Origin of the sequence: Streptomyces sp. NBC_01006 (assembly GCF_045162725.1) — a bacterium.
Lineage (GTDB): Bacteria > Actinomycetota > Actinomycetes > Streptomycetales > Streptomycetaceae > Streptomyces.
On sequence record NZ_CP108700.1, the window covers coordinates 6,659,713 to 6,672,247 of the forward strand.

Sequence of the window (12,535 nt, forward strand, 5' to 3'; positions counted from 1 at the left end):
CGACGCCGCGCCAGCGCCCCGCGCTCCCGGTCGGCACGGTTCGTACCTCCGTGCGCCACCCCTGGCACCCGGCCGGGCCCGCCGCCCTGTGCGACGCTGGATGGTGCGGCCGGGACCGCGGGCGGGGCGCGGATCCGGGGGAGACACGAGGCGGTACGGCGTGTGGCGAGGACGGTGGCGGACCCTGGGCAGCGCCCTGGTACGGGTGCTCCTCGTCTGGGCGGTGTCCACCCTCACGATGCTCGCGCTGGCCGGCGTCCTCCCCGACTTCCGGCTCCAGTCCGGCGACGGCGACAGCGTCACCGAGATCGGGCTGACCGCAGCCTGGGGCGCAGGCGCCTTCGGCCTGCTGAGCGCGCTGGTGTGGCCGGTGCTGGTCCGGGCGCTGCTGCTGGTGCCCGCCCTGGTGCTCGGCCTGCTCGTCTTCTTCCTCAACGGCTCGCTGCTGCTGCTCGCCCTCAGCCTGATCCCCTCCGGGCGCGGCGAAGTCGCCCCGGAGACCGCCGTGGTGGTGGCCGCCGTCATGTCCGCCGTCGCCTCCGCGACCTCGACCGCGCTCGCCGTACGCGACGACGAGGCGTACCGGCGCCGGCTCTACCGGCTCGCCGACCGGCGCCGCCGCCGTACGCGGCACAAGGGCACGCCCGGCGCCGGTCCGGCCGCCCCCGGCCTGGTCTTCCTCCAGCTCGACGGCGTCGGGTACGAGACGCTGCGCCGCGCGGCGGGCAGCGGCCTGATGCCCACGGTGGCCGGCTGGCTGGACGGCAGCCACCGCATCACGGCCTGGCGCACCGACTGGTCCAGCCAGACCGGCGCGAGCCAGCTCGGCATCCTGCACGGGTCCACCTTCGACGTGCCCGCCTTCCGCTGGTACGAGAAGGACACCGGCGAGGTGATGGTCTGCAACCGGCCCACCAGCGCCGCCGAACTACAGCGCCGCGCCATCGCCCGCACCGGCGACGGCGGGCTGCTCACCCTCGACGGGGCGAGCCGGGGCAACCTGTTCAGCGGTGGCGCCGACCAACTGGCGCTTGTGCTGTCGGTCTCGGCGCGGCGGGGCCGGGCGAACCGTTCCCGCGCGGGCTACTTCGCGTACTTCTGCGACCCGGCCAACGCCGTCCGCACCGCGCTTTCCTTCGTCGCCGAGGTCGCCCGGGAGATCGGCCAGTCGCTGCGGGCCCGGCTGCGGGGTGATCGGCCGCGGGTGGCCCGCGGCGGGCTGTACCCGCTGATCCGCGCCTTCGCGACGGTCGTCGAACGGGACGTCGTCGTGGCGGCGGTGATCGGCGACATGCTCGCGGGGCGCGCCGCGATCTACGCGGACCTGGTCGCCTACGACGAGGTCGCCCACCATTCGGGCCCGCAGGGCCGGGACACCGACCGGGTGCTGGCCCGGCTCGACCGGAGCCTCGCGCTGATCGCCCGCGTCGCCGAGCACGCACCCCGGGAGTACCGGATCGTGCTGCTCTCGGACCACGGCCAGAGCCCGGGGGAGACCTTCCTGGGCCGGTACGGGCTGACCCTGAAGGACCTGGTCCGCGCGGGCTGCGGACTGCCGGTCTCCCGCCGGGCCGGCCGGACCCACAGCGGCGCCGAGGCCCGCGCGGCGGTGCTCGCGGCCCTGCACCGGCCGGTGGAGGAGGGCGTGGAGGCCCACCCGGAGCGGGGTCCGGACCCGGTGGTGCTGGCCTCGGGCAACCTCGGGCTGATCTCCTTCCCGGACCTGCCGGGACGGGCCTCGCGGGAGCGGATCGAGCGGGCTTACCCGGCCCTGCTGGGGACCCTGGCCAACCATCCGGGCATCGGGTTCCTGCTGGTGGACGGGGAGGTACTGGGCCCGGGCGGGACGGTGGCCCGCCTCGACGAGCCCGGCGCGGCGGAGGAGCTGCTGGCCCGGTTCGGGCCGGGCGCGGCGCGGGCGGTCCGGCGGACCGACGCCTTCCCGCACGTGGCCGACGTCATGGTGAACTCGGCGTACGACCCGCTCACGGGGTCGGTGCACGCCTTCGAGGAGCAGATCGGCTCGCACGGCGGCCTGGGCGGGGAGCAGGGGCACCCGTTCCTGATGTGGCCGACGGAGCTGTCGGAGCCGGACCCGGAACGGGACTCGGAGCCGGACCCGGAGCGGGAGCCGGACCTGGTGGGCGCGGAGGCGGTGCACGAGGTGCTGCGGCGCTGGCTGCGGGAGGCGGACGGCCCCCAGGTGCCGGTGGCTCCGCCGGTGGCCGGGTCGGCGGCGGACCCCGCGGGGCGGCCGGTGGAGGAACCCCCGCCCGGGGGCGGAAACGGCGGAAGCCTTCCTTCCGCAGGGGTGCCCGCGCGGGACGAAATCCGCTGATTTTGTGGCGCCTGCGCGCTGGACAACCATGTGTTGACCCTGCCCAGCATGTGAGACATCCAGAGGCGCACCACCGATGACCAGCACCGCAACCCTGCCCGCCGAGGCCGCCGCACCCCCGGAGGCCGCCGCACCCCCCGAGCAGGGCCCGGGCCCCCACGCCCGGCGCTTCGGCCTCCCGATCGCGACCTGCTTGGTCATGGGCAACATCATCGGCGGCGGGATCTTCCTGTTGCCCGCCTCGGTGGCGCCCTTCGGCACGATCAGCCTGGTCGCCTTCGGCGTGCTCACCGCCGGCGCGATCGCCCTCGCCCTGGTCTTCGGCAGGCTCTCGCAGCGGCTCCCGCAGACGGGTGGCCCGTACGTCTACGCCCGCGCCGCGTTCGGCGACTTCGCCGGGTTCCTCGCGGCCTGGAGCTACTGGATCACCGCCTGGGTCTCGAACGCGGCCCTCGCGGTCGCGGCCGTCGGCTACCTGACCGTGCTCTTCCCGGCCATCGGCGAGCACAAGGCGGCGATGTGCCTGGCCGCCCTCACCGTGCAGTGGCTCCCGGCGCTCGCCAACCTGGCCGGCACCCGGTACGTCGGCGCCGTCCAACTGGTCGCCACCGTGCTGAAGTTCGCCCCGCTGCTGCTGGTCGCCGTCGGCGGGCTGTTCTTCTTCGACCCGGCGAACCTCGGCCCCTTCCAGGCCACCGACCAGAGCCCCGTCGGCGCGGTCTCCGCCGCCGCGGCGATCCTCCTCTTCAGCTACCTCGGCGTGGAGTCCGCCGCCGTCAGCGCCGGCGAGGTCCGCGACCCCGCCCGCAACGTCGGCCGGGCCACGATCCTGGGCACCGCCGGCGCGGCCGCCGTCTACCTGCTCAGCACCCTCTCCGTCTTCGGACTGGTCCCCCACGACAAGCTGGTCGCCTCCCAGGCCCCGTTCACCGACGCCGTCAACGCCATGTTCTCGGTGGACGGAGGGGCCTCCGTGGACGGAGGGGCCGGCGGCACCTGGGGCGGCACCCTCGTCGCCTGCGCGGCCGTGATCTCGATGCTCGGCGCCCTCAACGGCTGGACCCTGCTCAGCGCGCAGACCCCGTACGCCGCCGCCCGCGACGGGCTCTTCCCGAAGGTCTTCGAGAAGAAGAAGCGGGGCGTACCGGTGGTCGGCGTGATCGTCACCGTCGTCCTGGCCTCCGGCCTGACGATCTACAACTACACGGCGGGCTCGGACGGGGTCTTCGAGATCCTCGTCCTGGTCACCACGTTCACGGCGACCGTCCCGTACCTGCTCTCCACCGCCGCGCAGATCTACTTCCTGCTCTCCGGGCAGTCCGAGCGCGTCCACCGCGGCCGCCTGGTCCGCGACGGGATCCTCGCCGGCCTGGCCTTCGGCTTCTCGATGTGGCTGGTCGCCGGCTCCGGCTACGCGGCCGTCTACCAGGGCGTCCTGTTCCTCTTCGCCGGTGTCCTCGTCTACGCCGCGATGTCCGCCCGCAAGCACCGGGCCACCGCCTGACCTGCGCGGTAGTTTGGAATGAGAGGACAAGCAGGGGGCACTAAGGGGTCGCCATGTCCGCGATCAGAGAAAGCATCGAGATTTCCCGCAGTCCCGAAGACGTCTTCGACTACGTGACGGACCCCACGCACCTGCCGGAGTGGCAGGACAGCGCCGTCTCCGCCCGCCCGCTCGACGGCGGACCCCTCCACGTCGGCTCGAAGGTCGTGATCACGCGGCGCATGGGCAGGCGGGAGTTCCCCATGGCCATGGAGGTCACGGAGCTCGACAAGCCGCGCAGCTGGCACATCCAAGGAGTCGGCGGACCCGTGCGCGGCGACGTGCGCGGCACCATCGAGTCCCTCGACGGCGGAAAGCGCTCGCGCGTGACCCTCGACCTCGACTTCGAGGGCCACGGCATCGGCCGGGTGATCGCCCCGCTCCTCGTCAAGCCGTACGCCCGCAAGGAGATGCCGCGCAACGAGGAGAAGCTGAAGAACCTCCTGGAGAACTGAGAGAACCGGCACCCCCGCCGACGGCGGAAAAACCGGGTGCTTCGGGGTACGCGGTGCGCCCACACTGGGCGCGCCACGTACCCCACCCCTGAGGACCGCTTCTCGTGCAGGCCGCCGTCACCGTCACCCCCGCCCAGATCCCCGAACTGCTGCTGGGCCTCGCCACCGTGCGGCCCGTGTTCCTCTGGGGGGCACCCGGAATCGGAAAGTCCTCGCTGGTACGGAAGTTCGCCGACTCCCTCGGCCTGGAGTGCGTGAGCCTGCTCGGCACGCAGCTCGCGCCCGAGGACCTGATCGGCGTACCACAGATCCGCGACGGCCGGTCCGTCTTCTGCCCGCCCGAGGCCATCGCCCGCGACGAGCCGTACTGCCTGTTCCTCGACGAGCTCAACGCCGCGACCCCGGACGTCCAGAAGGCCTTCTACTCCCTCATCCTCGACCGCCGGATCGGCAGTTACGAGCTCCCCGCCGGCTCCATCGTCATCGGCGCAGGCAACCGGGCCACCGACAACGCGCTGGCCCGGCCCATCGCCTCCGCGCTGGTCAACCGGCTCACCCACGTCCACCTCCAGGCGTCCGCGGCCGACTGGCTCGTGTGGGCCGGGGAGAACGGCATCCACCCCTGGATCACCGACCACCTCACCGACCGCCCCGACCACCTGTGGTCGCAGCCGCCCAAGACCGAGGAGCCCTTCTCCACCCCCCGCTCCTGGCACATGCTCTCCGACGCCCTGCACTCCTTCGGGGCCGGCCTCGACGAGCAGACCCTGAAGGTGATCGCGCACGGCACCCTCACCCCCGCGCACGCCGTCGCCTTCTGCGGCTACGCGAAGATCGTCCGCCACACCTTCGGCATCGAGGCGATCATGAAGGGCGACGCGGGGTGGCCGCGCCGCCTGGAGGACCGGGACCTGCTGTACTACCTCGCCGAGGCCTTCCGGGGCCGCCTGCTCAAGGAACTTCCGGCGCAGAAAGAGCACGTCTCGCCCGCCCTGCGGCAGTCCGCCTACCGCTTCAAGGCGCTGCTCGTGCAGCTCGCCGAGATCTCCGTCGAGGTCGCCCAGACCGTCATCGCCGACGACGCCGACGGCCTGCCCGTGCTGCCCGGCTGGTTCCTCGTCGAGGCTGCCCGGGACATGCCGCGCCTCGTCGAGGCCCGCCGGTGAGCGGCGCCCGCGCCCGCAGCAAGGAGGCCCGGCCGGACCCGGCCACCGAGGCCTACGCCGCGGGGCTCCTGCTGGTGAAGCGGAATCCGGCCTTCGCCGCCCTGGAGGTCGAGTTCTGCCGCCGCAAGAACTGTCGGCTGTGCCCGGACGAGGGGCTCGCCGCCGTCGACTCCAACGGCCATGTGCACGCCCACCCCACCCGCCGGGCCGAGCCTGCCGAGTGGGCCTGGGCCCTGGCCCACTGCCTCCTGCACCTGGGCTTCGGCCACGTCCCGGCCGCCGACGACAAACACCGGGCCCAGCCGGACCCGTACGACCTGGCCGCCCGCTGCGTGGTGGTCAACCGCTTCCTGCTGACCTTCCCGGCGGGCCGGACCCCGGACCACCTCCCGGCCGCCTACCCCGGAGGGGACGAGGAGCAGCTCGCCGCCCGCTGGCGGCGCGACGGCATCCCGCCCGGCCTCGACCTCTGCGGGACTGCGGGCCGAGAGCCGGACCAGTGGCTGCTGCACTGGCACAAGTCGAGCTTCCATCGCGTGCCCGACTGGCAGACCGCCTTCGCGCACGCCCTGACCCGCAGCGTCTCCGCCGCCATGGACGTGGCGGGCGGCCGCCGCGACCGGACCACCGGCGAGCGCCTGGCGCAGCGCCCCTGGGACCGGGCGCTGAATTGGTTCGTCTCCTCCTACCCGCTGCTCGGCGGACTCGCGGCCGGCCTGACCGTCGTCGCCGACGCCGAGCTGGCCCGTGCCCAGGACATCGCCATCGCGGCGGTCAGCGCCGCCGCCGGGGAGATCTACATCAACCCGCTGCGCACCTTCGACGACGAGGAGTGGCGGTTCATCCTGGCCCACGAGATGCTGCACGCCGCCCTGCGGCACGGCGAGCGCCGCGGCGCCCGCGACCCCTTCCTGCACAACGTCGCCGCGGACTACGTCGTCAACGGCTGGCTGGTGGAGATGCGGGTCGGCGCCATGCCCGAGGGCCTGCTTTACGACCAGGAGCTCCGGGGGCTCTCGGTCGAGGAGGTCTACGACCGGATCACCACGGACCTGCGCCGGATGCGCCGGCTCGCCACCCCGCGCGGCAAGGGCGCCGGGGACATCCTCGGCGGGCCGCTGCCGCACGGGGAGCCGCGCCCGTACGCCGACCTCGACGACTTCTACCGGCGGGGCCTGGTCCACGGCTTCGACCTGCACGTGTACGGGGAGCGCGGACTGCTGCCGGCCGGGCTGGTCCAGGAGATCCGGGCGCTGGCGCACCCGCCGGTGCCGTGGGACGCCCGGCTGGCCCGCTGGTTCGACGAGTACGTGCCGCGGCCCGAGCCCGTACGTTCCTACGCCCGCCCGGCCCGCCGCCAGGCGTCCACCCCGGACATCCCGCGCGCGGGCCGGTGGTTCCCGCCCGAGGAGGTGGCCCGCTGCACCTTCGGCGTGGTCCTGGACACCTCGGGCTCCATGGACAGCGGCCTGCTCGGCAAGGCGCTGGGCGCCATCGCCTCGTACGCGGAAGCCCGCGACGTACCCGCCGCCCGCGTCGTCTTCTGCGACGCGGCGCCGTACGACGCGGGCTATCTGCCGCCCACGGAGATCGCCGGGCGGGTGAAGGTCCGGGGCCGGGGCGGCACCGAGCTGCAGCCGGGCATCGATCTGCTGCTCCGGGCGGAGGACTTCCCGCCCGGGGCCCCGGTCCTCGTGATCACGGACGGCTGGTGCGACACCCTGCGGATCCGGCGCGAGCACGCCTTCCTGATCCCGCAGGGTGCCTCCCTGCCGTTCACGCCACGAGGGCCGGTCTTCCGACTGACCTGACCGACGGTTTAGTCGAGGTAGTCGCGCAGCACCTGCGAACGCGACGGGTGGCGCAGCTTCGACATGGTCTTGGACTCGATCTGGCGGATGCGCTCACGGGTGACCCCGTACACGCGGCCGATCTCGTCCAGGGTCTTCGGCTGGCCGTCGTTCAGGCCGTAGCGCATCGAGACGACGCCCGCCTCGCGCTCCGAGAGCGTGCCCAGGATCGACTGGAGCTGCTCCTGGAGGAACGTGAACGACACCGCGTCGGCCGGCACGACCGCCTCGGAGTCCTCGATGAGGTCACCGAACTCGCTGTCGCCCTCCTCACCCAGCGGGGTGTGCAGGGAGATCGGCTCGCGGCCGTACTTCTGGACCTCGATGACCTTCTCGGGGGTCATGTCGAGTTCCTTGCCCAGCTCTTCCGGAGTGGGCTCCCGGCCGAGGTCCTGGAGCATCTGGCGCTGGACGCGCGCCAGCTTGTTGATGATCTCGACCATGTGGACGGGGATGCGGATGGTGCGCGACTGGTCGGCCATGGCACGCGTGATCGCCTGCCGGATCCACCAGGTCGCGTACGTGGAGAACTTGAAGCCCTTGGTGTAGTCGAACTTCTCCACGGCGCGGATCAGGCCGACGTTGCCCTCCTGGATCAGGTCCAGGAAGAGCATGCCGCGGCCCGTGTAGCGCTTGGCCAGCGAGACCACGAGGCGGAGGTTGGCCTCCAGCAGGTGGTTCTTGGCGCGGCGCCCGTCCTCGACGAGGATCTCCAGCTCGCGCTTGAACGCGGGCTTGTGGTCCTCCTCCTCTTCGAGCTTGTACTCGGAGAACAGACCCGCCTCGATGCGCTTGGCGAGCTCGACCTCCTGCTCGGCGTTGAGGAGCGGCACCTTGCCGATCAGCTTCAGGTAGTCCTTGACGGGGTCGGCGGTGGCACCGGCCACCATGACCGTCTGCGCCGGGGCGTCGTCCTCGTCGTCGTCGGACAGGACGAAGCCCTGGGTGCCGCCGGCCTTGGGAGCCTCCTCCTCGGCCTCGTCGACGAGGTCCTCGGCTGCCCAGTCCTCGCCCTCGGCGGCCGGGGTCTCGCCCTCGTCGGCGTCCTTGGCGCTGGTCTTCTTGGCCGCGGCGGCGGTCTTCTTCACCGCGGTCTTCTTCGCGGCGGTCTTCTTGACCGTCCGCTTCTTCGGCTCGGCGACGGCGTCGGCCGTCACCTCGTCCTCGGTGGCCGCGGCCGGCGAAGCGGATATCGCCGCCGCGGTGGCGGTGGCCGCGCTGGTGGCCGAGGCCTTGCGCGCGCCGATGGGGCGCGGCGCGGCGGCCGCCTTCTTGGTCACGGTGCGGGCAGGCGCGGCGGCCGCCTTGCGGGGCTTCTTCGCGGCGGCCTTCGTGGCGGGGGCGGCGCTGACGTGCAGCGCGACACCCTCCTCGTCCAGGACCTGGTTCAGGCTGCGCAGGACCCGCTTCCACTGGTCCACCGGGATGCGGCCGGCCTCGAAGGCCTGGCGCACGTCGTCACCGTTGATGTGACCCTGCTCGCGGCCGCGCTCGACGAGCGCGACGAGGGCCTCCGATTCGGCGATCTCCGGAGGGAACGTACGGGACGGGCTGAGCGACACAAGGAGCCTCTCGTTGCGAACAGATAGGGAGTGGGCGGGACATCATCGCGCGGACTCGGGAAACAGACCCGAGGGGGGTCTGTATTCCGGGGCCGCGCGAGGACACCTGTCGGTTCATCGCATGCCCGAGTCGATTCGTTACGCGCTGAATTGAGTGACCTGCGCCACGCTGTGGGCGCGCAACCATTCGGCCGTGGATCCGTCCGCGCCCGATCCGCCCCTCACGTCAGCCCGTTTTGCGGGCCTCGATGAGGAAACGGGCGGTGTGGGCCACGAACGGGCCGTCACGTTCGATCCGTTCGTGGAGCTCGCGCAACCGGTCCCGGTACTGCCCGACCGTGAAGCCGGGCACCATCCAGATCACCTTCCGGAGAAAGTAGATCACGGCTCCGATGTCGTGGAACTCCGTACGCAGTCTCTCGGAGCGGAGATCCACCACTTCGAGGCCGGCCTCGGCGGCGTCGGCGACCGCGTCGTCAGGGTGCCGGGAGCGGCGGATCTCCTCCGGCTGGGGCCCGAGGAAGTACTCGACGAGCTCGAAGACGCTCGCCGGCCCGACCTGCTGCGAGAGGTAGGTACCGCCCGGGCGCAGGACCCGTGCGATCTCCTCCCACCAGATGGTCACCGGATGCCGGCTCGCGACCAGCTCGAAGGCCTCGCCGCCGAACGGTAGCGGCGGCTCGTCGGCGTCCGCGACCACGACCGCGCCCAGCGGGTGCAGGAGGCGGGTGGCCTTGTCGATGTTCGGCGGCCAGGACTCGGTGGCGGCCGTCAGCGGGGGCAGCGGCCCGGCCCCGGCGAGCACCTCACCGCCGCCGGTCTGGATGTCGAGGGCGGAGCCGACCCGGGCGAGGCGTTCGCCGAGCAGCCGCTGGTAGCCCCAGGAGGGGCGCTGCTCGGTGGCCCGGCCGTCGAGCCAGGAGAAGTCCCAGCCGTCGACCGAAACGGACTCGGCTTCCGCGACGAGGTGGTCGAAAGTGCGCGTCATGTCTCGATCGTCCCAGGCGCGGCGCCGGTGATCCACCGGTTTGACCGGATCCCGTACAACGAGGGCCGCCGCGGACCACCGCACACGCGGGCGGGGTCCATTAGAGTGGAGGCGGGCCGTGACTGGCGTTCGGGTGGATCACCACCGGGGAGCGGCCCGGCGTACGTTCGCACGTACGTCTCCTGCCGCGCGCCTGGGCGAACCGCGAACCCGCGAACCGCGATCCGCAGCGACGCTCAGGAGACCCCGTGACGACTGCCCAGACCGACACTGTCACTGCCGCCGGCCGCGCCCGGCTGATGGACGGCACCGCCCTCGCCCGCCGCATCTCGGAGCAGACCGCCGCCCTCGCGGCGAAGATCACCGAGCGCACCGGCACCGCTCCCTGCCTCGCGACCGTACTGGTCGGCGAGGACCCGGCGTCCGTGACGTACGTGAAGATGAAGCAGAACCGTTGCGCCAAGGCCGGGATCACCTCCCGCCACGTGGAGCTGCCGGCCGAGACCACCACCGAGGAGCTCGTCGCCGCCCTCACCGCCCTCTCCGAGGACCCGGAGATCAGCGGCATCCTGCTCCAGCACCCGGTTCCGCACCACATCGACGAGCGCGCCGCCTTCGAGGCCATCGCCCCGGGCAAGGACGTCGACGGCGTCACCATGCACTCCTTCGCCGCCATGGGCTTCGGGCTGCCGGGCTTCGTGTCCTGCACCCCCGGCGGCATCATGCGGCTCCTCGCCGCGTACGACGTGGACCTGACCGGCAAGCACGCCGTGGTCGTCGGGCGCAGCGCGATCCTGGGCAAGCCGGCCGGCATGCTGCTGCTGGAGCAGAACGCCACCGTCACCTACTGCCACTCCCGCACCGTGGACCTGCCCTCGATCGTGCGCCAGGCCGACGTGCTGGTCGCCGCCGTGGGCAAGGCCGAGTTCATCCGCGGCGAGGACATCAAGCCGGGCGCCGTGGTCCTGGACGCCGGCTACAACGAGGGCAACGTCGGCGACGTCCACTTCGAGTCGGCCGCCGCCCGCGCCTCGCTGATCACCCCGGTCCCCGGCGGCGTCGGCCCGATGACCATCGCCGTCCTGCTGGAGCAGACCGTGCAGGCGGCCGCCGCCCAGGCCGGGCTGGAGCTCGCGGACCTCTGACCGCCGCGTTGCACCCCGCGTACGGGAACGCCCCCGTGCGGGAACGCCCCCGTAGGGGAAACGCCCCGGGCCCATCGGCCCGGGGCGTTCCGCGTTCCGGGGTGTCCGGAATCTTGTGGCCGGAGCCTGACGGGCGCCCGGGAGCGGGCGGTATCTTTTGCGCCGGGGCGCGCGATGACACGTGCAACACGTTTCCTGGGGAGACTGCTGATGGACCTGTTCACGCCACTGGAGCTGCCGGGCGGTGCCACCCTGCCGAACCGCCTGGCGAAGGCGGCCATGGAGGAGAGCCTCGCCGGGTCCGGCCAGCTGCCGGACGAGCGCATCGAGCGCCTCTACCGCCGCTGGGCGCGGGGCGGCGCCGGACTCCTGATCACCGGGAACGTGATGGTCGACCGCCGGGCGCTGACCGCGCCGGGCACCATCGTCCTCGACGCCCGCTCCCCCCTCGCCCCCTTCCGCCGCTGGGCCGAGGCCGCGTCCGGCGGCGGCGGCCGGGTCTGGATGCAGATCAACCACCCGGGCCGGCAGGTCGGCTCCGAGATGCCCGGCACGGCCTGGGCGCCCTCCGACATAGGAGTGAGCCTCGGCAAGCACACCAAACGCTTCGCCCGCCCCACCGCGATGACCGAGGCCGACATCGAGGCCACCGTCGCCCGGTTCGCGGTCACGGCCCGGCGGGCCGAGGAGGCCGGCTTCGACGGGGTGCAGATCCACGCCGCCCACGGCTACCTGATCAGCCAGTTCCTCTCCCCGCTGGTCAACCGGCGCACCGACCGGTGGGGCGGCAGCCTGGAGAACCGGGTCCGGCTGCTCACCGAGGTCGTCCGGGCGGTCCGCGCGCAGGTCGGCCCCGGCTTCGCGGTCGGCGTCAAGCTCAACACCGCCGACTTCCAGCGCGGCGGCTTCGACACCGAGGACGCGGCGCAGGTCCTCGCGGCCCTCGGCGGCCTCGGCGTCGACCTGGTCGAACTGTCCGGCGGCAGCGTCGAGAGCCCCGCGACCCTGGGGCGCACCGCCGACCTGCGGACCCTCGGGCGGGAGGCGTACTTCCTCTCCTTCGCCGAGCAGTTCCTGGACGCGGCCCCGATGCCGCTGATGCTGACCGGCGGGATAGGCCGGCAGGAGACCGCGCAGAAGGTCCTGGCGCGCGGGGTGTCCGTCGTCGGGCTGGCCTCGGCGCTGGCGTTCCGCCCCGACCTGCCGGCCCGCTGGCGCGCCGGGGAGGACGTACGGGTGACCGTGGAGCAGCTGCGGTGGAAGGACCGGGACCTGGCCGGCGCCGGGCTGCTGGCCTTCGTGCGGTTCCAGCTGCACCGGCTGGCGCGCGGGCTGGAGCCGCGCCCGGAGGCCTCCCCGCGGGCCACGTTCGCCCTCGACCAGCTCCAGCACTGGCGCCGGGTGCGGGCGTACGGGGCCTGGCTCGCCCGCAATCCCGAGCCCGAGGACGCCCTCGTCGGTTGAGGCCGCGCTGGCGGCCGCGCCGGT

At 73.1% G+C, this 12,535-nt stretch carries 9 protein-coding genes and 1 riboswitch; of the genes, 7 read left to right on the forward strand and 2 right to left on the reverse strand.

Going from position 1 to position 12,535, the window contains the following annotated elements; genetic code table 11:
* The first annotated feature begins 160 nt into the window (after window positions 1-160).
* The 5 genes from OG509_RS30185 to OG509_RS30205 all read left to right on the forward strand — a co-directional run bounded on the left by OG509_RS30185 (window position 161) and on the right by OG509_RS30205 (window position 7,313).
* Window positions 161-2,338 carry a phage holin family protein gene (locus tag OG509_RS30185; RefSeq protein WP_406185741.1) on the forward strand — a complete coding sequence of 726 codons (2,178 nt, stop codon included), beginning with the start codon at window positions 161-163 and terminating at the stop codon, window positions 2,336-2,338.
* 76 nt (window positions 2,339-2,414) lie between these two features.
* Entirely contained in the window at window positions 2,415-3,842 is a 1,428-nt protein-coding gene (locus tag OG509_RS30190; RefSeq protein WP_406185743.1) for an amino acid permease, read from the forward strand.
* A gap of 53 nt (window positions 3,843-3,895) precedes the next feature.
* On the forward strand, window positions 3,896-4,336 hold the full coding sequence (locus OG509_RS30195) for an SRPBCC family protein (protein ID WP_406185745.1): 441 nt from the start codon (window positions 3,896-3,898) through the stop codon (window positions 4,334-4,336).
* 104 nt (window positions 4,337-4,440) lie between these two features.
* Complete coding sequence (locus tag OG509_RS30200; RefSeq protein WP_406185747.1) at window positions 4,441-5,502, forward strand: ATP-binding protein; 1,062 nt, start codon at window positions 4,441-4,443, stop codon at window positions 5,500-5,502.
* Entirely contained in the window at window positions 5,499-7,313 is a 1,815-nt protein-coding gene (locus OG509_RS30205) for a DUF2201 family putative metallopeptidase (protein WP_406185749.1), read from the forward strand. Before OG509_RS30200 ends, OG509_RS30205 begins: the two co-directional genes overlap by 4 nt.
* A gap of 8 nt (window positions 7,314-7,321) precedes the next feature.
* Here OG509_RS30205 and OG509_RS30210 read toward each other — a convergent pair whose 3' ends face one another.
* Window positions 7,322-8,914: an RNA polymerase sigma factor gene (locus OG509_RS30210; RefSeq protein WP_406185751.1), complete on the reverse strand. Its 1,593-nt coding sequence runs from the start codon at window positions 8,912-8,914 to the stop codon at window positions 7,322-7,324.
* 226 nt (window positions 8,915-9,140) lie between these two features.
* Window positions 9,141-9,902, reverse strand: coding sequence for a methyltransferase domain-containing protein (locus OG509_RS30215; RefSeq protein WP_406185752.1), 762 nt, complete (start codon window positions 9,900-9,902; stop codon window positions 9,141-9,143).
* 108 nt (window positions 9,903-10,010) lie between these two features.
* Window positions 10,011-10,108: riboswitch (ZMP/ZTP riboswitch) on the forward strand.
* Between the two features lie 93 nt (window positions 10,109-10,201).
* On the opposite strand from OG509_RS30215, the gene OG509_RS30220 reads away from it, so the two are divergent.
* Both OG509_RS30220 and OG509_RS30225 read left to right on the forward strand, forming a co-directional pair.
* Entirely contained in the window at window positions 10,202-11,047 is an 846-nt protein-coding gene (locus OG509_RS30220; RefSeq protein ID WP_385588819.1) for a bifunctional 5,10-methylenetetrahydrofolate dehydrogenase/5,10-methenyltetrahydrofolate cyclohydrolase, read from the forward strand.
* A gap of 210 nt (window positions 11,048-11,257) precedes the next feature.
* On the forward strand, window positions 11,258-12,511 hold the full coding sequence (locus OG509_RS30225) for an NADH:flavin oxidoreductase/NADH oxidase family protein (RefSeq protein ID WP_406185754.1): 1,254 nt from the start codon (window positions 11,258-11,260) through the stop codon (window positions 12,509-12,511).
* Window positions 12,512-12,535: the final 24 nt, after the last annotated feature.

What these genes read in the sequence shown, in the direction of transcription:
- OG509_RS30190 (WP_406185743.1), top strand. Translation starts at nt 2,415, where the DNA reads ATGACCAGCACCGCAACCCTGCCCGCCGAGGCCGCCGCACCCCCGGAG.
- OG509_RS30195 (WP_406185745.1), top strand. Translation starts at nt 3,896, where the DNA reads ATGTCCGCGATCAGAGAAAGCATCGAGATTTCCCGCAGTCCCGAAGAC.
- OG509_RS30215 (WP_406185752.1), bottom strand. Translation starts at nt 9,902, where the DNA reads ATGACGCGCACTTTCGACCACCTCGTCGCGGAAGCCGAGTCCGTTTCG.
- OG509_RS30220 (WP_385588819.1), top strand. Translation starts at nt 10,202, where the DNA reads ATGGACGGCACCGCCCTCGCCCGCCGCATCTCGGAGCAGACCGCCGCC.
- OG509_RS30225 (WP_406185754.1), top strand. Translation starts at nt 11,258, where the DNA reads ATGGACCTGTTCACGCCACTGGAGCTGCCGGGCGGTGCCACCCTGCCG.